The sequence below is a fragment of the Mycobacterium toneyamaense genome (assembly GCF_055384815.1).
Genome location: NZ_AP040333.1, coordinates 1,515,929 through 1,540,201, shown reverse-complemented (window position 1 = coordinate 1,540,201; position 24,273 = coordinate 1,515,929). Strand labels below are relative to the sequence as shown.

General features: G+C 61.6%; 15 protein-coding genes and 2 pseudogenes. 8 read left to right on the top strand and 9 right to left on the bottom strand.

The genetic code is table 11. The features are described 5' to 3' along the window. Positions 1-8 precede the first annotated feature (8 nt). Complete coding sequence (locus ACZ5IQ_RS07530; protein ID WP_464481063.1) at positions 9-812, top strand: endonuclease/exonuclease/phosphatase family protein; 804 nt, start codon at positions 9-11, stop codon at positions 810-812. Positions 813-1,086: 274 nt separating this feature from the next. Here the strand turns inward: ACZ5IQ_RS07530 and ACZ5IQ_RS07525 are convergent. Beyond that, positions 1,087-2,234, bottom strand: a protein-coding gene (locus ACZ5IQ_RS07525) for an IS3 family transposase (RefSeq protein WP_109557130.1) whose coding sequence is annotated in 2 segments (ribosomal slippage) — positions 1,087-1,967 and positions 1,967-2,234 — 1,149 coding nt in all. Because the reading frame shifts where the segments join, the coding sequence is not laid out codon by codon here. A gap of 346 nt (positions 2,235-2,580) precedes the next feature. On the opposite strand from ACZ5IQ_RS07525, the pseudogene ACZ5IQ_RS07520 reads away from it, so the two are divergent. Together ACZ5IQ_RS07520 and ACZ5IQ_RS07515 are read left to right on the top strand one after the other, a co-directional pair. Next, positions 2,581-2,907 (top strand): annotated as a pseudogene (locus ACZ5IQ_RS07520) (IS110 family transposase); the annotation flags it as partial. A 190-nt stretch (positions 2,908-3,097) separates the two neighbouring features. Beyond that, positions 3,098-3,637, top strand: a complete 540-nt coding sequence (locus ACZ5IQ_RS07515; RefSeq protein WP_464481062.1) for a transposase — start codon at positions 3,098-3,100, stop codon at positions 3,635-3,637. Between the two features lie 15 nt (positions 3,638-3,652). On the opposite strand, the gene istB is transcribed toward ACZ5IQ_RS07515, so the two are convergent. Together istB and ACZ5IQ_RS07505 are read right to left on the bottom strand one after the other, a co-directional pair. Next, positions 3,653-4,435: an IS21-like element helper ATPase IstB gene (gene istB / locus ACZ5IQ_RS07510; RefSeq protein ID WP_212812412.1), complete on the bottom strand. Its 783-nt coding sequence runs from the start codon at positions 4,433-4,435 to the stop codon at positions 3,653-3,655. Then, positions 4,432-5,694, bottom strand: a complete 1,263-nt coding sequence (locus tag ACZ5IQ_RS07505) for an IS21/IS408/IS1162 family transposase (protein ID WP_464481441.1) — start codon at positions 5,692-5,694, stop codon at positions 4,432-4,434. Before ACZ5IQ_RS07505 ends, istB begins: the two co-directional genes overlap by 4 nt. 64 nt (positions 5,695-5,758) lie before the next feature. Here ACZ5IQ_RS07505 and ACZ5IQ_RS07500 point away from each other — a divergent pair, with 64 nt between their 5' ends. Together ACZ5IQ_RS07500 and ACZ5IQ_RS07495 are read left to right on the top strand one after the other, a co-directional pair. After that, positions 5,759-6,994, top strand: a complete 1,236-nt coding sequence (locus tag ACZ5IQ_RS07500) for an IS256 family transposase (protein ID WP_464481061.1) — start codon at positions 5,759-5,761, stop codon at positions 6,992-6,994. A 399-nt stretch (positions 6,995-7,393) separates the two neighbouring features. Beyond that, positions 7,394-8,470 (top strand): HNH endonuclease, encoded by a 1,077-nt coding sequence (locus tag ACZ5IQ_RS07495; protein ID WP_464481060.1) that lies wholly within the window; start codon positions 7,394-7,396, stop codon positions 8,468-8,470. 29 nt (positions 8,471-8,499) lie between these two features. Here ACZ5IQ_RS07495 and ACZ5IQ_RS07490 read toward each other — a convergent pair whose 3' ends face one another. From ACZ5IQ_RS07490 to ACZ5IQ_RS07480, 3 genes are all read right to left on the bottom strand, one after another. Continuing rightward, on the bottom strand, positions 8,500-9,759 hold the full coding sequence (locus ACZ5IQ_RS07490) for a 5-methylcytosine restriction system specificity protein McrC (RefSeq protein WP_464481059.1): 1,260 nt from the start codon (positions 9,757-9,759) through the stop codon (positions 8,500-8,502). Positions 9,760-9,782: 23 nt separating this feature from the next. Next, positions 9,783-11,612, bottom strand: a complete 1,830-nt coding sequence (locus ACZ5IQ_RS07485) for an McrB family protein (protein WP_464481058.1) — start codon at positions 11,610-11,612, stop codon at positions 9,783-9,785. Positions 11,613-11,734: 122 nt separating this feature from the next. Continuing rightward, on the bottom strand, positions 11,735-11,920 hold the full coding sequence (locus ACZ5IQ_RS07480; protein ID WP_464481057.1) for a hypothetical protein: 186 nt from the start codon (positions 11,918-11,920) through the stop codon (positions 11,735-11,737). A 795-nt stretch (positions 11,921-12,715) separates the two neighbouring features. On the opposite strand from ACZ5IQ_RS07480, the gene ACZ5IQ_RS07475 reads away from it, so the two are divergent. From ACZ5IQ_RS07475 to ACZ5IQ_RS07465, 3 genes are all read left to right on the top strand, one after another. After that, the gene (locus ACZ5IQ_RS07475) at positions 12,716-13,906 is read left to right on the top strand and encodes an IS110 family RNA-guided transposase (RefSeq protein ID WP_464481056.1); all 1,191 of its coding nucleotides are present in this window, start codon (positions 12,716-12,718) and stop codon (positions 13,904-13,906) included. Beyond that, a protein-coding gene (locus ACZ5IQ_RS07470) for an IS3 family transposase (protein WP_464481055.1) occupies positions 13,851-15,121 on the top strand; the annotation gives its coding sequence in 2 pieces (ribosomal slippage) (positions 13,851-14,124 and positions 14,124-15,121; 1,272 coding nt in all). The genes ACZ5IQ_RS07475 and ACZ5IQ_RS07470 overlap by 56 nt, the downstream gene beginning before the upstream one ends. Before the next feature lie 243 nt (positions 15,122-15,364). Then, positions 15,365-18,451, top strand: coding sequence for a DEAD/DEAH box helicase (locus ACZ5IQ_RS07465; protein ID WP_464481054.1), 3,087 nt, complete (start codon positions 15,365-15,367; stop codon positions 18,449-18,451). A gap of 101 nt (positions 18,452-18,552) precedes the next feature. On the opposite strand, the pseudogene ACZ5IQ_RS07460 reads toward ACZ5IQ_RS07465, so the two are convergent. From ACZ5IQ_RS07460 to ACZ5IQ_RS07450, 3 genes and pseudogenes are all read right to left on the bottom strand, one after another. Further along, positions 18,553-20,191, bottom strand: a pseudogene (locus ACZ5IQ_RS07460) (IS1634 family transposase). A 324-nt stretch (positions 20,192-20,515) separates the two neighbouring features. Beyond that, positions 20,516-23,269, bottom strand: a complete 2,754-nt coding sequence (locus tag ACZ5IQ_RS07455) for a restriction endonuclease (RefSeq protein ID WP_464481053.1) — start codon at positions 23,267-23,269, stop codon at positions 20,516-20,518. Continuing rightward, complete coding sequence (locus ACZ5IQ_RS07450; protein WP_464481052.1) at positions 23,269-24,201, bottom strand: DNA methyltransferase; 933 nt, start codon at positions 24,199-24,201, stop codon at positions 23,269-23,271. The genes ACZ5IQ_RS07455 and ACZ5IQ_RS07450 overlap by 1 nt, the downstream gene beginning before the upstream one ends. Positions 24,202-24,273 lie beyond the last annotated feature (72 nt).

The following is a 24,273-nucleotide window of genomic DNA, read 5'->3' as shown; positions in this document are numbered from 1 at the left end:
TTCGCTCAATGCTCGGCCAATCGAGCCGTCGATATCTAGGCGATGAAAACCCCGTCTGGTTGAATCACGGTGTGATTGATCGCGTGAGCGTCGCCGCGTGGAACGTAGGCCATCGCACCACTCGCAAGCCGCTCCCGCCTGCACTCTGCGACGCGCTTGAGCACATCGGAGCAGACGTTCTGTTCTTGACCGAGTTCGTCGATGAAGGAGAAGGTCGGGAGCATCTTCGGAAGAGGCTCGATGTTGCCGGTTACGGCTATGTCCAGACAACTGAGCGACTACCCAGACATAACCAAGTTCTCGTTGCGAGCCAGCTTCGCTTTGATATCGGCGATATCGCCCCACCGGCGAAAGACTCCCACGCGACGGCGAATTTTCTCCACTTACGACTACATGACTCTGAGATGGAGTTGATCGGCATTCGAGCGCCGGCCTATAAGACCGCGGCGGAAAAGAGCTCCTACTGGAGTGAAGTCGATGGCATACTTCACGGTGTCCGTGACCGCGCCCTTGTTATGGCTGGCGACTTTAATGAAGACCCATTCAAGGGAGTCTCGGAATCCTTCACATCACGCAGGTTTCACGGCTCGGAACAGCTCCGCGTTGAGAGGCCGCAAGGTCCGTGGAGCTATATAAACAACCACAGGGAGACCAGCCGGAGCAGGATAGATCATGTGCTGCACACTCCGCGGGTGCAGATTTGCGAAGCCCGCTATCGCTACGAAGCGGAGGGCATCCAGCTCGCTGGCCTCGGCTCAACGCTGCCGCTGAGTGACCACGCCGTCCTCACCTTCACGGCAAAACTCGCTTGAACTGGGCCCCCTTAGCTCCTTGCTGTTGCCCTGGGTGCGATGTTCAAGTCAACAACGTGCTCGCATACCTCTCACCTGAATTAGCACAAGGCTTTATCTGAGTAGTCATCAGGGTCTCCGTCCTTCTACAAAGCGCCCGCTGGCTGCGAGCCCTACAGAATGACAGCCGCCACCGACATTGATGATGGAAGAGCGTTACCGCACAGGTCGTGGCTCTGGCGAGTCCCCGATTCTGAGTCCACCCGGAATTAGAGTCGGGTTTGTTGATCCAGATTCAGTTGATTTCGCAGGCCATCGGGGTGTGACTGCACGTACAGACGGCAGCGTACTCGGCGGGTGTTCGGTAGCCCAGCGCCGAGTGCCGGTGCCGCAGGTTGTGGTCAGCCTTGAAGTCCCCGATCACCACTCGGGCCTCCATCAGGGTGTTCCAGTGATTGCGGTTGAGGCACTCCTTGCGTAGTCGGTTGTTGAACGATTCGATGTAGCCGTTGTTCCACGGCGTGCCCGGCGGGATGTAGGACAACCCGACCTTGCCGTCGCAAAACTGTTGCAGCGCAGCCGAAATGAACTCAGGGCCGTTGTCCATCCGCAACACCATCGGCGGCCCGCCGGCCGCGGCGAACACCTTCTCCAACTCGGCCACCAGTCGCTGCGCGGTGATCGACCGCTCGACGATGTTCAGCAGCGACTCACGGGTGTGCTCGTCAAGCATCGACGCGATCTTGATGGCCTTGCCGTCGACGGTGGAGTCGAACTGAAAATCGATGGCCCACACCACCTTCGGCGCATCCGCGATGACCTCCGGTGGGCACGATGACACCCCCGACCGCTTGCGCGGCGAGGTGACCTTCACCTGCAGACCTTCCTCGCGCCAAAGCCGGTGGATCTTCTTCTTGTTCACCTCACGGCGCTCGTCGTACCGCAACGCCGCCCAGGCACGCCGGAACCCATGACACGGGTGTTTGGTGGCGTACGAGCGCAACCAAACCCGCATATCGGCGTCCGGATCGGACGGGGTCAGCGCCATCGGCAGGTTTCTGTAAGTGGAGCGGGCCAGCCCAACGGCCTTGCACGCCAACCGTTCCGACATGCTCAAGGTGTCCTTGAGCATGTCCACGGCGCGGCGCTTGGCAGCTGGGCTCAGAATTTTCCCTTCGCAACCTCCCGCAACGCGTCCTTCTCCAGCTCAGCCTCGGCCAACAGCCGCTTGAGGCGGGCGTTCTGCTCGCGCAGCTCCTTGAGCTCGCGGGCGGCGTCGGTGTCCATCCCGCCGTAGGCGCGGCGCCAGTTGTACAACGTCGCCGGCGATACGCCCAGCTCGGCGGCGATCTCCTCGCCAGTCTTGCCCTCGGCAGCCAACTCGTCCGCGCGGCGCAACTTGCGCACGATGTCCTCCGCGGAATGCCGCTTGCGTCCAGCCATGTATCTCATCGTCCCTTCTCGGCCCGAAACCGGGCCACGGGACTCTAAAACACGCTGGACTCATTCACAGGGAACACGCCAGCTCCGCCACCGACTGGCGCCCTGCTGGGTTGTCCATCACTTGATCTGCCCGGCCTGTGTGGTGCGCGTCTTGTTCACGCCGGATAGGACAGACATGACTTAATCAGGAGCCTGGCCGTTCCTCACCAATGTCTTGTCTGCCCGCCCTGGCCGGTGTGCCCACCTAACGCTGGTCAGAAGGGACACCATCATCTTGACAGAATCCACTGGGGTCGTTGCCGGTGCGGACACCCACGCCGACACCATCCACGTCACCGCGATCACCATGACCGGCGCTACGCTCGGCGACAAGGAGTTCCCCACCACCCGCGCCGGGTACGCCGCAGCGATCTCATTCCTCATGGCGCTGGGTCACATTGTGCGTGTCGGTGTGGAAGGCACCGCCAGCTACGGCGCCGGGTTCACCCGAGCCTTGACCGCCGCGGGAATCGAAGTCGTTGAGGTGACCCGTGCGGTCAAGTCCACCCGGCGCCTCAAAGGCAAATCCGATCCGCTTGATGCCTACAGCGCCACCCGCACCGCGCTGGCCGGCGACAGTCCGGCCACACCCAAAGACGACGCGACCGCCGAGCTGAGGGCCTGGCACATTGCTCGTCGTTCAGCGGTCAAGCACCGCACCGCGGTGATCAACCAGATCAAAGCCATGCTGGTATCCGCACCAGACGCGGTGCGCGAAAAGTACCGTGGTTTAACAGCATTGAAGCTGATCGAGGCACTCGCCCGCTGCCGCCCCGGCCACCCTGGCCGACACGTGGGCACAGTCGCTGCTCACCGCAGCCAAGATGCTCGCCCAGCGCGTGCAGTTCCTCCAAACCCAAGCCGAAACCCTCGAAGCCCAGATCGATGCCTTGGTCACCGAGGCCAACCCGGGCCTTCGGGCGGCCAACGGCGTCGGCCCGGACACCACCGCCCAGTTGCTGATCACCGCCGGAGCCAACCCGCACCGGCTGCACAGTGAAGCCGCGTTCGCCGCGCTGTCGGGCACCGCACCAGTGCCGGCGTCCTCGGGTAAGACCAACCGGCACCGCCTTTCCCGTGGCGAGGACCGCGCCGCCAACAACGCACTGCACCGCATCGCCCTGGTCCGCATGTGCAGCCACCAGCCGACCAAGAACTACGTGCAACGCCAAGTCGCCAAGGGCCACAACAAAATGGAGATCCTGCGCAAGCTCAAACGGGCCATCGCCCGCGAAATCTTCAAACTGCTCACCCGCCAGATCGCGGTCCCCGACTACGCCGACGTACGGCCAGCCCGGCAAGCCAAAAACATCACCTGTCAACGACGGTCGAAAATTGACCCCGTAGCGTCGGTTGAATTTTGACCCCCTTGGTTGTGGTTACTTGCTGGTTCTGACCAGTTCTCGGCGTGTTTTGGTCCGGTAGGAGTCGCCGTTGATGGTGATGACTTCGGCGTGGTGGACCAGTCGGTCGATCAGGGCGGCGGCGACGATCTCGTCGGCGAAGACTTCGCCCCAGCGGCCGAACGGCATGTTCGAGGTGATCAGGATCGATCCCTGTTCGTAGCGGCTGGCGATCAGTTGGAAGAACAGGTTGGCGGTGTCCGAATCGAACGGCAGGTAGCCGATCTCGTCGATGATCAGCAGTCGGTAGCGGCGCAGCCGTTTGAGCTCTTGTGGCAGGCGGCCGCTGTTGTGGGCGTCGGTGAGCCGGGCCGCCCAGCCGGTCGCGGTATCAAAGAGCACCGGGTAGCTGCTCTGGGCGGCCTTGATGCCCAGAGCGATGCCCAGATGAGTTTTGCCGACCCCGGGTGGTCCGAGCAGAATCACGTTGTCGCCCTTGGCGATCCATGTGCTTGTCGCCAAGTGTGCGATCACATCCCGCGGCAATGACGGTACATGGTCAAAGGTGAAGTCTTCCAACGTTTTTGTCGCCGGGAACCGGGCACCGGCAATACGTAATGCGGTGCCGTTGGCTTCGCGTTCGTTGACTTGGCGCTCCAGGACCGCGGCCAAATATTGTTCGTGGCTCCACGTTTCGGCGCGAGCCCGCTCAGCCAGCTCAGCCCACATCCGCCGGATCGTCGGGGTTTTCAACACCCGGGCCAGATACTCGATCTGTTTACCAATCTCGCTGTGGCCGTGCATGTTTGGGTCGTTCATGATGGTTCTCCCAGGACGGTGAAATCAACGCCGAACAGGTCGTCGTAATCGGGCAGGGAACGGATCGGCACCAGGTGCCCGTCACGGTGGGTGCGCACCCGACCGCTATCGCCGGTGGTGCGTTGTTGGTGGTAGTGGCGGCGCAGCAGCGCGGCGGCGGCCACGTGCTGCGGGTCGGTGAGCGTCATGTGCCGGGCCCAGCACCGCTGATGGGTGGCGACTACCTGCCCTTCGCAGGTGACGATCACGCGATCGAGGGTGGCGGTGATATCAACAAGCCGACCGATGACCGCCGGATGCACCGAGTAGTCGTTACCGGCGACCCGCACGTAGTAGTCCCGCGCCAGGCGCACCCGATGGCAGATGCCGGTCGCCGGGGGTACCGGCGGCAGCAGTGTCATCCCGGCCAGGTCCTCGGCCAGCAGATCGATCGGACGGGCCCGGATCGAACGCACCCGAGTGGTGTTGGCGTGCTCGGTCAGCCACGCCTCGAACTGGGTGTTGAAATCGGCCGGCGAACCGAACACCCTGCCTGGCAGGAACGAGGTCTCAAAGAACCTGTTGTTGCGTTCAACCATGCCCTTGTACTCAGGGTCCGCCGGTGGAGCCAGCTCCAGGCGGGTGCCCAACGTCCCAACAAACGACGTGGCCACCACCGTGGGCCGGCCCGTGCCGCCGATCGCAGACTCGCGGTCCCACACCAGTTTGGCGGTCACCGCGCCGATCCGGCTCAGCAGCTGCCACATCCCGGCCAGAATGTCGCCGCCCTGGCGCGAGGGGATCATCAACCCGGCCCGGAACCTCGAATACGCCAACGTCATCACCAACACCGGCAAGATCGCTAACTGGTTGTGGCCCAACGGGATACGGTAGTCGGGGAACCACAGGTCCCACTGCGAACAGGCCCCCGGCTCGTAGATCACTCGATCAGCCGGATCGAGGCCGCGGTACTCCGGGCGGATCACCCGCACCCGGTCTTTGAGCACCGTGATCGACCTGGTCCACCCGATCCGCTGTGCGATCACCGTCGCTGGCATCCGCGGATGGTCCTTGAGCAACGCCCGGATCTGCGGTTCGAACGCATCCACTGCCGAACCCCGCGGTGCCCGCGAGTACTGCGGCGGCGCATCGGCCGCCAACGCCGACCGCACCGTATTACGGGCCACACCGAGCTGACGCGCGATCTCCTGGTTGCGTCCAGCAGAGTGGTGTACGAGTCGGACCTGATCAGCGGTGCCGGCGTGTCGTAGCCGAGTGATTGAAGGTCATCGCGTGATTCTTCGAGAGACCGTCCAAAGTCACTCGAGCAAAGGAATCGACGCGATGACCACTGCCCACAGTATCGACCTGCCCACCGTGCTGGCCGAACGACTCACCACCGCACATCCCGACGTGCTGCGCGAGCTGCTCGCCACGTTCATCCACACCCTGATGGGTGCCGAGGCCGATGCCCTGTGCGGCGCCGGGTACGGCCAGCGCTCCGCTGAGCGCACCAACTCCCGCAACGGCTACCGGCACCGCGAATTCGACACCCGCGCGGGCACCTTGGACCTGGCGATCCCCAAACTGCGCCACGGCTCCTACTTCCCGGACTGGCTGCTGGAGCGCCGCAAACGGGCTGAGCGGGCGCTGACGACCGTGGTGGCCACCTGCTACCTGCTCGGGGTCTCGACGCGGCGGATGGACAAGCTCGTCGAGACCCTCGGCATCACGTCGCTATCGAAGTCGCAGGTCAGCGTCATGGCCAAGGAACTCGACGCCGCCGTCGAGGCGTTCCGCACCCGGCCGCTGGATGCCGGCCCGTACACGTTCGTGGCCGCTGACGCCCTGGTGCTCAAAGTCCGCGAGGCTGGCCGGGTGGTCAACGTGCACGCCCTGATCGCGGTCGGGGTCAACAAGGAGGGCTACCGGGAGATCCTCGGCATCGACGTCACGACCGCTGAGGACGGCGCGGGCTGGTTGACGTTCTGGCGGTCGCTGACCGCCCGCGGGCTGTCTGGGGTCAAACTGGTCACCAGTGACGCCCACGCCGGCCTGGTGGCCGCGATCGGCGCCACCCTGCCCGGCGCGACGTGGCAGCGATGCAGAACGCACTACACGACCAACCTGATGGCCATCACCCCGAAAGCGTCGTGGCCGTGGGTACGCACGCTGCTGCACTCGGTGTTCGATCAACCTGACGCGGAATCCGTTGCTGCACAATATGACCGGATCATCGACGCGCTCGCCGACAAACTGCCCAAGGTCGCTGATCACTTGGAGGCAGCCCGGCCAGACCTACTCGCGTTCACCGCGTTCCCCAAGCAGATCTGGCGCCAGATCTGGTCCAACAACCCTCAGGAACGGCTCAACAAGGAGATCCGCCGGCGCACCGACGTCGTGGGTATCTTCCCCGACCGTGACGCCCTGATCCGCCTCGTCGGAGCAGTGCTGGCCGAACAACACGACGAATGGGCCGAATCCCGGCGCTACCTCGGACTCGACGTCCTGAGCAAATCACGCACCGTCAACGACACCCCGACCGAACAGGAGGCCACCCCAGCGGCACTGACCGCCTGAACCATCACATCGAAGAATCACACGACGACGTCGTACACCACGTCCGTGGACTTGACCGATCTCCTTAATCGGCACCTGCTCCGTGCGATGCAAACGGCGGATCTCCGCCCACTGCTCCACTGAAATCACCCTCCTATCAATGACGGGGGTCAAAATTCACCCGTCGACAGGGGGTCAGTTTTCAGGCGTCGTCAACAATCACCGTCACCGCCGCAGTCAACCACTTCGGCGTCTGGCCCACCGTCATCTCCCGCATCGAACGCGGACAACAACGCGATGACGCCCTGGCCGATCAATACAGATCATGGCTTCGAGCTGCTTGACATCAATAGGAGCATCAAGTACGGCAGCCCTCGAGAGCTGAGCACGGGACCGCATGGGAGGTGGTAACAAGAGTGCATGCCCGACCCGATCGATCCTCTGCTGCTTGGGCAGCGTGTGGTCGCGATCTTGGAAACGGGCGTGCGGGTCGCAACCTACAAGTTGGCGACGTTGATGGCACTGATCGATCACTGCATCGAGAACCTGCCGGAGCACCCCGCCGACCCGCTTCCGGTACCGATCCCCGCGCTCGCACACAGGGTCATGGAGTTGTACTGGCGACAGGTCCGGCCGTTTGAGGGACACGACCTCCGCCAGTCAACCCAGGAACGCGAGCGAATTCCGCGCGCTGTCAGGGCGTTACGAGATGCCTCGTCTGGGTCGACGTTAGCGATTGCAATGACGTCAGCACCTGGCATCTACCGCGCAAGTATCGACGAGATCGGTCTGTGCCTGGCACAACAGCCGCTCTACCGACTGCAGCGACTGCCCGGCGCCGAGACGAGCGAGCCGTTCCTTTACGACGACGGATTTCTGCACTCGAATGTCTCCCGTCGTGCCCTCCGCGAGCATGGTGATTCCATCGAGCTGATGCCGGGAGTCGCCACCGGGCTCGCTCGCCTCGCCGGATTGCTCAAGCCGGCGCTGGAGATCATGTGGGTTGACGATGTCCGACGCATGAGCAGGTTCCTCACCGCCGACGTCCCCGATATCGCGGGACACCTGTTCGGCCGGGATCGCACCGCACTGGCCGCAGTGCGAGAGCCGTTCAAGGACGCGTTCGGTCCGCACTGCTTCTATTGCAAAACCCACCTGCCCGCCGACAACCCGATCGACCACGTGCTACCGTGGTCACTGGTCGGGATCGACGGTTTGGCCAATCTGGTGCTCGCGTGCACGCGGTGCAACACCGATAAGCGCCACGCGCTCCCGTCGATCACCATCGTGGATCGAGTCCTCAGCCGCGACCGAGGCGTGCTGGAGCAGATCGCCGACGAAATCCGTTGGCCCACTGAATACAACCGCGTAGCGGCGGCTGCGCGGGGAATCTACCGAGGTCAGCCGGCAGGGGTCGCAACGTGGTCGGGATACAAGTCAAGCACGCGGCTCGACATCGCGTTTGCGTCGAGTTGGATTGGTCTTTTATCGGGCTAAATTCGCCGACCTCCTACATCGACGCTGTTCTATCCCATACGAAGAACTGAACGCAGATCCTCGCCAGCTTCAGCGGCGGTTACTGCGATCCGTTCAAACCGGGCCGTTTGACCGTCACGCGTTAGCCACGGACCCGCACTATGGGCAGTCGCTTCATCGGCGTCATTGAGCGGATATGCCAAGACCCCCAGCGGGACATCGTGGCCGGCCAAATATGCTGCGAGCTGGTACAAATCGCCCCGATCGACTCCGCTGGGGCTACCCACCCAAGAGCGAAGTCGCTTGTACTTGGCATCGATCACGGCGCGTAGGCTGCCGTCCGGATCGCGGACCAGAATGTCGGGTTTGAGCCGTCCTAAAGACGCTGCGCCAGAGCTCGATCGCAGTAGGTACGAACCTTCACGCTCCGCGGTGCCGTGCTCAACGTGATTCGGGCCGAAAGCGGTCCGGGCGCAGTGCACGAGAAATAGTTCCCATAACTCCGCCACATCGATCAGCACGCCAGATACGTCGGAACTCTTCGCCGAGGTGAAGTGACCACGATGGCGGGCAATCTCGTAGGACAGCTCGGCGACACGCTGATAGCGGCGGCTGATGGGCATGTATCGCACTGCCCGAAGGTCCGCGCGATCTGGCAATTGGGGGTGTGCGCCAACCGCTCCACGGAGCTGTGCCAGCACGTTCTCTGTGAGCGCCGGACGCCATGTTGGCTTACTCGCGAGGAGCGACCTCAGTGCCTGGTCTGCCAGCACCAGCACCCGCGACACCGGGTTGTGCAGGTCTCGTTCGCGGCGCTCCATCGCTACCAGCGGGCGGCCTGCCGCTCGATGACGTACCGTGCCGGCGATGTCGAGACGGCCACGAACGAACAGGTGGTCGTGCCGAGTAGCGCGGCGCAGCCGGGGTGTCCCGTGCCGGGCCGCGTCGGCGACAGCCGATGCCCACACCCGGTCGATGATCTGAACGATCAGCGGTCCATCGGATGCTTTCGTCGCCGTATTTGGCACCGCAGTCACATTGATTGCATAAGCGAGCCAGGCACCGATCACGTCGATGCCGAGGCGGGGCTCTATCCTCAGTTCACGGTCTTCGAATCGGAGCTCCCCGATATACCGCCCCGTCCACCACATGCCGTCTGCACCGCGTGACAGCGCGGGGTCGTCTTCGTCATCGGCACGTCGGCCGATGGCATCGCTCAGCCGGATCACGTGCTCATCGTTAATCAGATGGTCCGCCAGCCGTGCAAGCCATTGATCCTCGTCACTATCAGCGGCGGCGTACGACGACAAATCCTGAAGGACTACTGGGCAATTCATGTCTCTTTGCCGGTCATCAGGACCGCCTTCAGTCGACCACATTCCGCGGTCGCGACATCGACATCCAGACCGGCCAGATACTGCATCACCAAAGGCTCCAGCGAAAATCTCCACAAGTCCATCAGCGGGGGCTGCGGTGGGCCTGACTTCTTCCACAGCACACCACCGGTCAGTGATTTCCGGCCACGCAGCCAGTTCCCGACGAAGAACGCGGTGTCGAAAAAGTAGGACTGCCCGAGCTCGTACTGGGGTCCCAGATGCGGAGAAGAGCTGATCGCCCTGTTCAGAAGCTCAGCATGGAGGGCCAGCTTGGCCATATCTTCCGCCGCTCTGTCCCAACCCCACTTTTTGGGCACCTGAGAAGACCACCGCTGTTCGTTGACGGTAATGATCGCGGTGGAATCGAACGTGACTGGCCGCCAAAAGAATCTCCGCCGCAGGGCGAAGTCGAGCTCTTCCACAGATTGATCAATCAGGTTCATCGTCCCGATCACATAGAGATTGTCAGGCAACGCAAGTTCGACTGGCTCGCTGGTCTCGTCGATGCCCGGCAGCAGCACCGAGGCACCGCGGTTCTCCAGCAAGCTGAATGCTTCCCCGAACAGCCTGCTGACATCACACCGGTTGATCTCGTCGAGCACCAGCACAACCGGAAGCCTTTCTGCCTCGGGCACTGCCGACATCTGGGCGACCAGCCGTGGCAGCAGCCCCTCCACGAATACAGTGCTGCCGTCGCCGGCGAGCCTCAGGCCGCGAATAAAGTCCTCGTAACCGTACCCGGGGTGCAGCTGCACCCAGTGGGTGTTGGCTTCCACATACATGTCGAGCTGCTCTTGCTCGGTGAAAAATCTCGCGGCACCCCATTTTTCCAGAGCCACCCTCCGAATGACCCGATCAGCGAGCTGCCGGGTCCGATAGGTCTTGCCTGTGCCCGGCGCGCCGAAGAGCACCATCTGCTTCTTGTACAGAAACAGGTCGAGATCACTGGATCCATCACCCTGTTCTGCACCCGGATCCCAGATCGCACGCAGCGGTGCGCGGTAGAAATCGACGATGCCACCCGAGTTTTCAGTCTTCACCCCCAGTTCGACCAAGCGCGTCCGGATCATGAGAAGTTGTTCATCGACATCGTCGGCTGCATCCTCGCTCAGGAATTCCTTGGCGAAGGCGTCGACAATGTTTCTCTTGTGCGTGCGACTCGAGATTCGCTCGAATTCGTCCGGTCGTAGCAAGTGCAGCACGACATTGCGCATCTCGCGGATAGCGATGCCTTCGCTGACAGCGTCTGCGAAGTCACGAAGCTTCCACGGGTCGTCAAGCAGTTCACGTCTCTTGTCATCGTCGCCGACGGCCTTGAACCTCAGGCCAAAATCGATGAGGTAGCCGAGCTGCTGATCCCGATTGATGTTGTAACCGACGCCAGGATTAGCGATCCCCTCATCCATGGCGCCGACAACTCGCTGCCACCCAGGAGTATTCGGCTGCCCCTCTGGCGCAACCGCTTTCAGTGTGGACTTCTTCAGCGAGGAGCTGATTCCACCGCGTGATATCAAGAAGTAGATGACCAGAAGTTCGACTGCCAGCCACTTCACATCGTCGTCGGCCGCATCGAGTTGCTGAGCAAGTTTCTGTCCGAAATTCTGATCCGCCCCGACGATCGGGTTAACGACCAAGCGCTGCCGGAGTTCCTCGAGGTGCGCCGCCGTCCATACCGCACGGTCCGGAAAGATCAGCGACCTCGACTCGACCAGGCACGATTGCTTCCACTCGTCAACGACGGAGTCGATCAGTTTGCGCGATGAACCTGGATCTACGTAACGAGCCACGAAGGCATTCTAAGCGCGTCAATGAGGCGTCGGATTGACGATCGTACATATCCGCTTGTTGTCTTCGCCCTATGCGTCAAGTCAAGCGATAAGCGAGTCCGCAATCACATACTCCTTCGAAATCAACCTTGTACGGAAGCTTCCCGCAGTTCGAGAACAGTAGGGCGCGTCGACCGAATGCGAACCTCGGGGAACTTCGCAATCAGGGCACACACGAAGGCGGACCGCTTCACATTCAGATCGTTGAGCAGCTCCTGCTGACTCAATTCGCCCTTGTCCCGCAGACGGTCCCACGCAGCAGCAATCATCCACGCGGGCACCCTTTGGGGCCTGATCCGAGCGCTAGCGAGCGTTCGGTCTCCACCAAGACTCCTTGGCGGTCAACGCCAGTGATCCTGTTGAGCTTCTTGGTGCTCAACGTCAGAAACACCGTGCCAGCTTCTACCGCATCTGTGATCAAGTCAAATAGCTTGTCGTCAAGTTCCTTGCCGGTCAATCGATTTCACGCTCCACTGAATAAACGTTCAACGGTTCGCACCCGCGTCCGGGCACGGCGACACGATCAAGCATCCAATTCGTCGCGCTGTGCCCGGAGAACGTGAACAAGTCGACTGCTCGGCGGACCAACCGATCATTGTCGGCATCATGCACGGCAGTCATGTTCTGCCCCTCTCCCCCACGCTGACAGAGCACGGTTCGGATGCTAGCCGCCCGGAACGTTAATTTCTGACGATTATGGCCCACCGGCCTAACAACCCAGCAAAGGCCTCGTATTGAGTGCATCGGGGCATCGCCTTCCGAGCTGTGCTTGGCCAGGTCGCCTGGCGCTGGCGCTTTTGCGCGAGCCGGTCAGAATGACAGAGGGCACCGACATTGATGATGGAAGAGCGTTACCGCGCGGGTCGTGGCTCTGGCACTGACTGACGCCCTACTGGGTTGTCTTTAACCTGATTTGCCCGGCCCGTGTGGTGCGCGTCTTGTTCACACCGGACAGGACGGACATGACTTAATCAGGAGCCTGGCCGTTCCTCATCAATGTCTTGTCTGCCCGCCCTGGCCGGTGTGTGCCCCGCCCAACGCTGGTCAGAAGGGACACCATCATCTTGACAGAATCTGCGCTCATCGTCGCCGGTGCGGACACCCACCTCGACACCATCCACGTCGCCGCGATCACCACGACCGGCGCCACCCTCGGCGACAAGGAGTTCCCCACCACCGGCGCCGGGTACGCCGCGGCGATCGCATTCCTCATGACACTGGGCCACATTGTGCGCATCGGTGTGGAAGGCACCGCCAGCTACGGCGCCGGGTTCACCCGGGCCTTAACCGCCGCGGGGATCGAGGTGGTGGAGGTGACGAGAGCGGTCAAGTCCACCCGCCGACTCAAAGGAAAATCCGACCCGCTCGACGCGTACAGCGCCGCCCGCACCGTGTTGGCCGGCGAGGGCCTGGCCACCCCCAAAGACGATGCCACCACCGGATTGCGTGCCCTGCACATCGCTCGTCGTTCGGCGGTCAAGCACCGCACCGCGGTGATCAACCAGATCAAAGCCATGCTGATATCGGCGCCGGATGCGGTGCGTGAAAAGTACCGTGGCTTAACAACATTGAAGTTGATCGAGGCCATCGCCCGCTGCCGCCCCGACACTCTGGCCGACACGTGGGCACAGTCGCTGCTCACCGCGGCCAAGATGCTCGCCCAACGCGTGCAATTCCTCGAAACCCAAGCCGAAACCCTGCAAACGCAGATCGATGCCCTTGTCGCCAAGGCCAACCCCGGCCTGCGCGCTGCCTACGGTGTCGGCCCGGACACCGCCGCCCAGCTATTGATCACCGCCGGAGCCAACCCGCACCGGCTGCACAGTGAAGCCGCGTTCGCCGCTCTGTGCGGCACCGCGCCAGTGCCGGCGTCCTCGGGTAAGACCAACCGGCACCGCCTATCGCGCGGCGGTGACCGCGCCGCCAACAACGCGCTGCACCGCATCGCCCTGGTGCGCATGTCCAGTCACCAGTCGACCAAGGACTACGTGCAACGACAGCTCGCCAAGGGCCACAACAAAATGGAGATCCTGCGCAAACTCAAACGGGCCATCGCCCGCGAAGTCTTCAAACTCCTGACCCGCCAGATCGCAGTACCTGAATACAACGACCTACGGCCAGCCCGGCAATCCAAAAACATCACCGTGAATCACCCCGGGTTTGATGCACACCTTCTTTCGAGGGAAGGTAGTTCGCATCATGCCGAAGAAGTACGACGAGGAGTTCAAGGCCCGGGCGGTGCGGTTGGTCGGTGACCATGCCGAGGAGTACGACACCCGTACGGCCTGCATCACCGCGGTGGCCAAGCGGTTGGGGGTGTCCTACGAATCGCTGCGCCGGTGGGTCAACCAGGGCGAGGTCGATACTGGGGTCCGCGAGGGTGTCCCGTCCGATACCGCACGGGAGTTACGGGAGCTCAAACGCAAGAATCGTGAGCTTGAGGAAACTATCGAAATCCTCAAGGCGGCAACAAGTTTCTTCGCGCGGGAGAGCGACCCGCGACGCCGCTGATCTGTGCGTTCATCGCCGAGCATCGTGCTCGGTTCGGGGTCGCTTCGATCTGCCGCGTGCTCTCTGAGCATGGCTGCCAGATCGCCCCGAGAACCTTCTACGCCTGGCTGGCTCGACCGCCGTCGGCGCGGGCCTTGTGGGACACCGTCATCACCGAGGTGCTGGCCGGCTACTACGAGCCCGATGAGCACGGTCGCCGCAAGCCCGAGTCGTTGTACGGCGCGGTCAAGATGTGGGCGCACCTGCAGCGCCACGGCATCACGGTAGCCCGCTGCACAGTGGAACGCTTGATGCGCGCCAACGGCTGGCAGGGCGTGCGCCGGCGCAAGAAGGTCCGCACCACCATCGCCGATCCGGCCGCCGGGCGTGCCCCGGATCTGGTGGACCGCCAATTCCGAGTCCCCGCCCCCAACATGCTGTTGGTGGCTGATTTCACCTACGTGCCGCTGGCCACCGGGGTGTTCGTCTACACCGCATTCGCCATCGACGCGTACGCCGGGCGGATCGTGGGCTGGACCTGCTCGACCAGCAAGGCAGATCTGTTCGTGCGCCAGGCGATCCGGCACGCCGCTGAACTCCGGCGCCGTGAAGGTAACCCATTGTCGGGCAACACTATTCATCACTCCGATGCAGGTTCGCAGTACACATCGGTGCGGTTTGGTGAAACGCTGTTGCTCTCCGGGCTGTTGCCGTCGATCGGATCCGTCGGCGATGCCTTCGACAACGCCTTGGCCGAGACCACCATCGGCCTGTACAAGACCGAAGCTGTCCGTGATGACTCACCGTTTCGGCGAGGGCCACTGAACAGGCTCACCGACGTGGAACTGCTCACCGCCGACTGGGTGCACTGGTACAACACTGACCGGCTCATGCACCGTCTCGGACGCATCCCGCCGATCGAATACGAGACCATCTACTACGCTGCAGCGACAGCCCAATCAGAGGCTGCACACCAATAAAACCGGTGTGCATCAAACCCGGGGCGGTTCACCGTCACCGCCGCTGCGAACCACTTCGGCGTCTGGCCCACCGTCATCTCCCGCATCGAACGCGGACTACAACGCGACGACGCCCTGGCTGATCAATACAGATCATGGCTCCAAGCTGCTTGACACCAATAGGAGCATCAGGCTGGCGATTCCTGATGACGCGCCAACGCGCTGGGCGCGATTGCTGTCGCCCGGCCATGATCTACTCAGCTCGTGGATGAACCCCTCCCGTCAGGAATCTACGAAACACTGCACTCTCGGCGCGTCTCCAAGGCGATTGAACGCAGCCACCTGCAGCCGGAGTACCGCAAGATTCTGCTCGAGGACGAACCACACATCTTCGCCCGACATGTCGCAAGTGCTGTCGAACGTCACCTGACAGGCATCCGCGATTCCGAATCACGGGTCGCCGCCGTCAATTCATTTCTGTCCGTTCTGCAGGACGCTGACGGCGACGATCTTGTGAGACCCGACCTCCTCGCATCCCTTCGGCTTGCTGGCCAAGAAGCTCCCCGGCGTCCAGCAACACCGCTGTCGGACGTAGCGCTGCTGACCAACACACGCGACGAGCCGAATATGGCGAGCGAGATCGCCCGTGAACTCGCGAGCGCCGACCGGGTCGACCTGCTATGCGCGTTTATTCGCTTTGCCGGCATCGCCGTCATTAGCCGAGAACTCGAACGACTACGGGCCCGAGGGGTACCCCTGCGTGTCGTGACGACGACGTACCGAGGCGCCACGGAGCGGCGCGCCATCGATGACCTTGTGAACAAGTACGGCGCCGACGTGCGCATCCGCTACGAGACAGCATCGACGCGCTTGCACGCCAAGGCGTGGCTGTTCCGGCGCGACTCTGGCTTCGACACCGGTTACGTTGGCAGCTCTAATCTTTCGCGGTCAGCCATGGTTGACGGCCTTGAATGGAACGTCCGAATCTCGAGCGTCGCAACGCCGGCCCTTACCCGCAAGTTCGAGGCAACATTCGACACTTACTGGGGTGACAGCGCGTTCAAGCCCTACAACCCGAGCACCGATGCTGCTCTCCTCGACCGCGCACTAACCGAGGCAGGCGGCTCCGGCTCAGCACGAGACACAATCACCGTCTCTGGTCTTGAGGTACGCCCATACCCGCACCAGGAGCGAATCCTCGAAGCACTCAACGTGGCGCGCATCGTCCACGGTCGACATCGCAACCTAGTAGTCGCGGCGACCGGCACAGGCAAGACCGTCATCGCAGCGCTTGACTACAAGGACCTATGCGCCAGGGCGAACAAGAGGTTGCGGTTGCTGTTCGTGGCGCACCGCAAAGAGATCCTTGAGCAGTCGCTGCGCAAGTACCGAGAAGTTATGGGTGACGGTAATTTTGGTGAACTCTACGTCGACGGCCGACGGCCCACAGATTGGCTTCATGTGTTCGCCAGCGTCCAGTCGCTTGCCGGCGCCGAAGGCATCAGCTCAGTCCATCCCGAAGATTTCGACGTCGTAGTCATCGACGAGTTCCATCATGCCGCGGCCGCGACATACCGATCTCTGCTCGAGCGCGTGGGTCCCAACCAAGAACTTCTTGGATTGACTGCGACACCCGAGCGGTCCGACGGCACAGACATCCTCGGATGGTTTGGGGGCCGCGCCACCTACGAGCTCCGGCTGTGGGACGCGCTCGAGCAAGATCTGCTGTGTCCCTTCCACTACTACGGTATCGCCGACAACACCGACCTTCGCAACATCACTTGGTCGAGGGGCGACTACCGAATCAACGACCTCGAGCGCTTGTACACGGGCAACGATGCTCGGACACGACTCGTACTCAACGCGATTCGGGACAGAGTCTCGTACCCACATCGAATGCGCGCGCTGGGATTCTGCGTCTCGATCGCACATGCGAGCTACATGGCACATTCGTTCAATGCGCAAGGGATCGCCGCAGCATCTATCGATGCCAACACTGGTGGTACGGCTCGCGCCCAAGCGTTTGCCGACCTGCGGAATGGCACCATCCAGTGCCTGTTCGCCGTGGATATCTTCAACGAAGGTATTGACGTCCCTGACGTAGACACTCTGCTTATGCTCCGACCCACGCAAAGCGCCACCGTGTTTCTGCAACAGTTGGGGCGAGGCCTACGTCGCAGTTCTGCCAAGTCCGTGCTGACTGTCCTCGACTTCATTGGTCACCAACGCGCCGAATTCAATTTTGCGCCACGCTTTTCCGCGTTAACGGGTGGCCGCGGCAAGGTCCTCATTGATGAAATCGAAGGCGGATTCCCCTTCCTGCCTGGCGGCAGTCGGCTCATTCTGGACCGGCAGTCGCAGGAGATTGTGGTCGAATCCATCCGTCGGCAGCTACCGAGCAACAGGCGCAAAGCGCTCGTCGCGGATATTCGGGCTGTCGGCAAACCCGTCCTCGCCGCATACCTCGCTGAAACGCGAGGCGAGCTGTCCGACATCTATGCGGGCAGCGGAACGCGAGCTTGGACCCCATTGGTTCGTGACGCCGGCTTGTCTGCCCCGCAAGCTGGCCCCGACGAGGAACCCCTACTGAAGCGGATTAGGTCGCTCGCCCACATCGATGACATTGAACGCATTGCCGTCTACCGACTACTCGTTGCACCCGACTGCCCGCCGTACGAAGAACTCACACCGAGACAGCAGGCATTTGCACGGATGCTGTTCTTCACGATCTGGTCCGACCTCGGCGGATTCGACTCCTACGACGCGGGCCTTCGCCATCTGCGCAACCACCCCGCAGTGTGCGCCGAAATCGGCCAGCTCCTCGACATCGCCACTGACAACATCGCTCATGTTCCGACGGCCGTCGCCGGGCTGACAGACGACTGCCCGCTCTTCAGTCACGCCCACTACCGACGCGAAGAAGTACTTGCAGCAATCGGTTTCGCGACTATGGAGCGAAAGCCCCGCGGGCAAGCGGGCGGAGCACTGGCTAGCGGCAACACTGAGGCGCTGTTTGTCAATCTTCACAAGGACGCGGGCCAATTCAGCCCGACAACGATGTACCGCGACTACCCGATTTCGCGCGACTTGTTCCATTGGGAGTCACCCAACTCGACGACGGCGGACAGCGAACGTGGCCGGCGGTACCTCGATCAACGCACCAATGGCGTCGATGTCTTGCTGTTTGTCCGCGATCGCCCGAACGGCCAATATGGGTCAGAACCCTTCATCTTCTTGGGCCCCGTCGACTACGTCGACCACCGAGGTGAGCGGCCCATCTCCATCACGTGGAAACTCCACCGCCCGATGCCGGCTGATGTGTTCGCGAGTGGATCCGTGGTGGCAACCTAAGAGCAGAGGGCAACGCGGGCCGTTCGGCGGTCTTCGCGTCGCGGCCATCCGGCGGGAGATTCTACTAGCGTTTCTCGTCCTCCTGAGTTCGGACATTTGGCCTAGTACCCGGGTTTGATGCCGAGGTCGGTGAGGATCTGGCGCTGGGCGTCGGGAATGGCTGGCGGGAACGTCTGTGTCGTTCCGTTGATGTTGATGGTGGCGCTGCGCAGTGGTCGGAGTTGCTTGACGACCTTGGCGATGGACAGTCCGGTGCGTGACTGGATGGCGTGGGCGACGGCCAGGGCGGTGAACACGATGGTCAGGTGGGCCTCGATGGCTGCGCGGGTGTGGTGAAACATGGGCCGTCCACGAAGGTCGCTCTTGGACATGCGAAATGACTTCTCCACGTGCCACAGGTCGTGATACTTGGCGATCACCTCGGTGGGGGGCATGACCGTGATCGGCACGTTGGTCACGTAACCCTTGAGGCCGATCAGGGATTGGGCGCGGGCGAGGTTGGTCTCATCGAGGGTGCGGTCATCGCCGCGGACTTTCACGAATCGCGCGGCCTTGGCCTTCTTGTCGCCGGCGACGATCGCCCGTGCGCGGGCTTCCTGGGCGGCCAAGGTTTTCTGGTCGCGCCGGGCCCGTTTGGCCGAGTATGACCAGATCGCCCGCCAGGCCCCCGAGTCGTGTTCGGGATCCCAGACGGGTTCGGCACGCAGCTTGGTGTCGTTGACCTTGGTGTTGCCGTGGCGGGGCGTGACGGTGTCGATGACCTGGCCGTCGGTGAAAACATCACCGTACCAATGGAAATGGGATTCAAGGTCCCGGGGTGCTTTCGTGACTCGCGAGCCGACGATGAACGACAAGCCCAACTCGTCGAGCGCTTTGAGATTGCTCTGCGAGAGCATCCCGGCGTCAGCGGCCACGACCATCGGCGTGTCCTTGAGGCCGTGGCGGTCCAGGAAACTGGTGATGATCGGCACGATGGTCGTCGTCTCGGCGGTGTTTCCTTCGAAACAGCCGATTTCCAAGGGGAATCCGGTCCGGTCGACGAGCAGTCCGACGACGATTTGAGGGTCGATCCGGCGTTCCTTGCTGAACCCTACTTTGCGGAGATCATCCTCGTTCTCGGCCTCGAAATAGAGCGTGGTCACGTCGTACAACAGAAGGGACAATCCGCCGCAATTGCCGCTGTAGTCAAAGCATTTGGCGGCGATCGCATCCCGATACCCACCCGGCCCGACCTGGTCGAGGTGACGAGCCATCGTGCGGTAACACACCGTCGATGCACCCAGATCGGTCAACACCCGCTCTGCATCGGCCTTGCTGGTGGGCTCAACGATCCGGGCGATCACCAGAATCCCGGAACACGCTGTCGGCGACCCCATTGAACCCGAGCCAATCATAGACCCCCGAGACGACGTCGTAGAGCAACCGCGAACAGGTGCCCATCGTGCGTCCCGGCGGCACCACTGGCGCCACGCTCGCCCCGACGGATTCGGCGATCAGCGACCGCTGCATGCGGAAGTCAGGCACCTCGGTCATCGACTCCGCACGCGCGGCCACCTCGAAATCGAGTGCCGCCTGCCCGCCGGCAACGATCTGGCGCGCCGCGTCGAGCAAAATGCCCAGCTCAGCATCGGTATGCGCCGAACCCAGGTGCGCCAAAATCACCACTTTGCCCTGGTCCTTGCGCGCGACCTGCACCGCCACCGCGCCCGAGGTCGTGCGCACCTTCCGCACGTACGCCACCGCCCGAACCTACCCGCCTAGTACCCCAAACACAGCACCGAGACAGACAAACCCGCAGGTCACGGACCTATCAGATCGAAAGCCCGCCGACCGTGTCCGAAGTCAGGCCGAACGGCCAATATGGGTCAGAACCCTTCATCTTCTTGGGCCCCGTCGACTACGTCGACCACCGAGGTGAGCGGCCCATCTCCATCACGTGGAAACTCCACCGCCCGATGCCGGCTGATGTGTTCGCGAGTGGATCCGTGGTGGCAACCTAAGAGCAGAGGGCAACGCGGGCCGTTCGGCGGTCTTCGCGTCGCGGCCATCCGGCGGGAGATTCTACTAGCGTTTCTCGTCCTCGTGCCCGAATCCACTTGGCTCGATCAGCACTTTGAAGTCGTTGCCGAATGCATAATCCACTCGAAGTGCGCGGAAGTGGGCGCTGCCGAACTTGATCTTCCAGCCCTCGGCTTCAAACCGAAGTTTGTCGATGTCTGAGCCGCCCTTTGTCTCGCGGACCAAGTATACAAATTTGCCCGTGGGTTCTTCACGCACAATTGCCCAGTCAGGGTTGTAGTTCCCCAGAGGGGTAGGAATTTTGAACCAACCGGGGAGTTTTAAGAAGAGCGGCACGTCAGGCCGCTGATCGAGAAGCCGAGCAAAGGTCTCCTCCACTTCCGAGTCGCAGACGATACAGTCGGTCACGCTGTGGTCCACCGCCACAACACGCGGTGCCACCGTCTGCTCCTGGTGTTGTTCACGAAACAAATCCGCCGACCAGGCATGACCACTTCGGTGGTATACGATTCCATCGGTGAGCTGGTTGTAGAGAGCGTGGTTGATCGCATCGGCAACGTGATCGATGAACACCGCTGGGTTTACCTTCACTTGGTCAAGCCGATCGCATTCACGCAAGATGCGGACGATCGTCGCACGCGATAGCGGCAGGCGCCGGCACAGCTCCCCAACAACGTCAGGGATCTTGCGTGCGCCCTCAGCAAGCACCTCCCCGCGATCGCGGGTGTCGGATCCGGTCAGTCCAGACATCGTCATGTCAACCGCGCTCTTGGACACCCTGAATTTCACGGGTTCCAGGTCCGGGATCGTATTGATTCGCGCGACCGCATCGGACACGACCGCGTCGGTCGAGAAGCGCAAACGGTAAAGAGTCTGCGGCGAAATATTTTCCCAGAGCTTTTTGAACAACGATGAATTGAGCACTTCCTCCTTAAGCCGCAACTTTCGCTTCTTCTTGAGATTGATGATGCGGCCGCTGAAGGAAACGCCGGTCTCATCCTCGATCTCCTTCTGCAGTGCGCCGGCGAAAGTTGCGAACGGCTCTTTCGCAATGACAGTCAGCAGGTTGATGTCCTCGTCGTGACAGCGTTCACCGTTCTCCATCACGGGGAGCCGCAGGCCGCGACCGACTTGCTGACGCTTGCGCATTGTCGATTTGCCGTCCTGCAAGTTGCAGATGGTGAAAACATTGGGGTTGTCCCACCCCTCCGCCAGGGCCGAGTGGCTGAAGATAAAGCGGAGTGGCTCCTCGAAGCTGAGTAGCTCCTCCTTCTTTTGCATGATCCGCGCAAAAGCGCTGGCGGCATCCTTGGAGTCGGCCCGCACTTCCTTAGCAATGCCCCTAGAGGTCTCGGCAAAGTAGCCGTCGTGCACGTCTTCGACCGGCGGCATGGCCAGGGCGTTGAACCTGCCGTCGTTGACAAGGTCAGCGTATTCCTCTTCGAACCACACCCGCAGCTTGGCGCCGGCTGGCGCGTAGTGATCGACCTTCTCGATGAAGAACAGTGTCAGTGGCTTGATGCCCGAAGCAATCAGCCCCCTGCGCTTGTGCAGCCGCAGTTGCAACTCCTTTTCGAAATGACTTTCGATAGCTTGGCGCAACATCAGCCGCAATTGCTGCTCATCTGCCTCCGAGGTGGACGTCCCAACTGCCACCTTGCGGCCATTGCCGAATTCGACGACACCATTATCGGCATGAATATCCTCAACCACCCAACCCTTGTATAAGTCGCGACTCCCACTCAGCTCGTAGAGATCGTCGTCCTTGTGCAAAGTAACTCGTGTTGGTTTGGTCCCCTGACGAGTTGCTTTGTGAATGACTGCGGTCGCGGTCACAGTGGTCGATGTCGGCGTAATTTTGGTAACTTCGACGAATGCCTCATTGACATCATCATCCTTGGTAATCGACAGAACGCCGATGCGTTTAACTAGCCGAGCGGCATACGCGTCGACTGGCGTAAGTCGATACACCAGGTGCGCCTGGGGAAGACCACTCTTCTCGGCGGGCGGGGTAGCCGAATAGCCAACGCGAAATAGCGGACGCAACTCGTCGATGGCGGGCTTTTGGGTTGGGCCATCCAAGCTTTGAGGCTCGTCCATGATGACGACCGGTCGACATGCACGTAGGAATTCGATTGGGGCGTAGCCGCCCATTGCGTCGGTGGGCCGGTGGATGATTCTGCTGTTCGCATCACCGGTCATTGCCGCAATGTTGATCACCATGATCTGCAGATGCGCTGCGGTGGCAAACTGCCGGACCCGAGTGAGGGCACTGCTTTCATAAACGTAATAGTCGTACTGTAGCCCGTCGTAGATGTCCGCGATGTGTTCGCGCAACAGGCGCAGGCTGGAGAGAACGCCCTCGCGGATCGCTACGCTGGGGACCAGAATGACGAACTTGCTGAACCCGTATTTACGATGGAGTTCTGCGATGGTACGCAAGTAGACGTAGGTCTTGCCGGTTCCAGTTTCCATCTCGACGCTGAATTCGAGAGGCATCTCACCATTCTCGAGAGCGCGCCGCAGCGGTTCAGAAATGGCGGGCATTGCTGAGCCATCTTCTGAAGCGACGGGACGGTCCTGGACTCGTCGCAGATTTGCCCGGACCGTCTCCGGCGCAAGTAGAAGCGAATTGCCAAACACGAGCTCCTGGAACGATTCGAAGGTTCCTTCGGGCCCGAAGCCGGGAACGCTGACGCCTTGCTCCAGTGACTCCTGGCCGGCGAAGAGTTCAGTCACGCTATCGATAGCGTCGCGCTGATATTGCTGATTGGCGTCGAACTTGATATCGATGGCCATCAGACCGTCTTCATCGTAATGCCGAGATTTTTCGCATTAGTAAAGACATTCGCCTTCACTGAGTCCTTGCCCGCAAACCCATCCTCGAGGAACACCACAACGCGCGCGTCGAGCTCCATCGCCGCGCTAGCGACATCGTCGCTGATGTCGACGCACATTACGACAGCCACGCCCGCCGCCACGATGACAGAGGCCTCGCCGGCCTGCACACGACTCCAGGGGGCGTCAAGTGGAACGCCTTCCTTTAGGAGAATCTCACCCGCAAGTTCGTCCAGCACATGGTCACGGTCGACGAGGGTGGACTCGCGCATGTCAAAAAGGTCGTCAGCGGCTGACACCTCAAGGTTGCGGAAGTTGCTGGCGTCAAGCCTGAAGCTACGGAGGCCGGAAACTTCAGCGCCGTCGATAGCATCCATCACTCGGGCGATCCGCGCACGGGTGATCTCCGAAATCCGCTCGAATCCTTCGGCACGAGCAACCGATGTCTCAGGTGTTGTCTCCGGAAGCTGGACCAGTATGAACCTCCTATCCCCGCCATCGTCCGCGTTTAGCCGCAGAACTGCTTCAGCCGTAGTCCCGGAGCCGCCGAAAAAATCAAGAACCACCGAGTCACGGTCAGTTGCATGCTCGAGGACACGTCTCAACAACTGGACCGGCTTCGGATTGTCGAAGACCTTGCTGCTGAACAAGTTGGCCAGGTCTCTGGTGCCATCGTCGGTGTTTCCGGCATAACTATGCTCCCAGAAGTTGATTGGAGTAAGCCCTCGCGCTTCTGAAAGGAACATTTTGATCGACGGCACAGCCGACAGGCCGTCGGCGCCCCAGTAGAGTAGCCCCTCCGCTTGCAGACGCTCAAATTCGTCTTTCGAACGCCTCCAAGCATTGGTCGTAGGGCTTGTGAGGCTCTTCGCAGTTGAGGGTGTAGAGGTCATCGGCGCGTCGTTGCCGGGATAGGGGTCGAGGTCTCTCGAAGATGAAGGTTCCTACACGCCTCATCCGAAAGA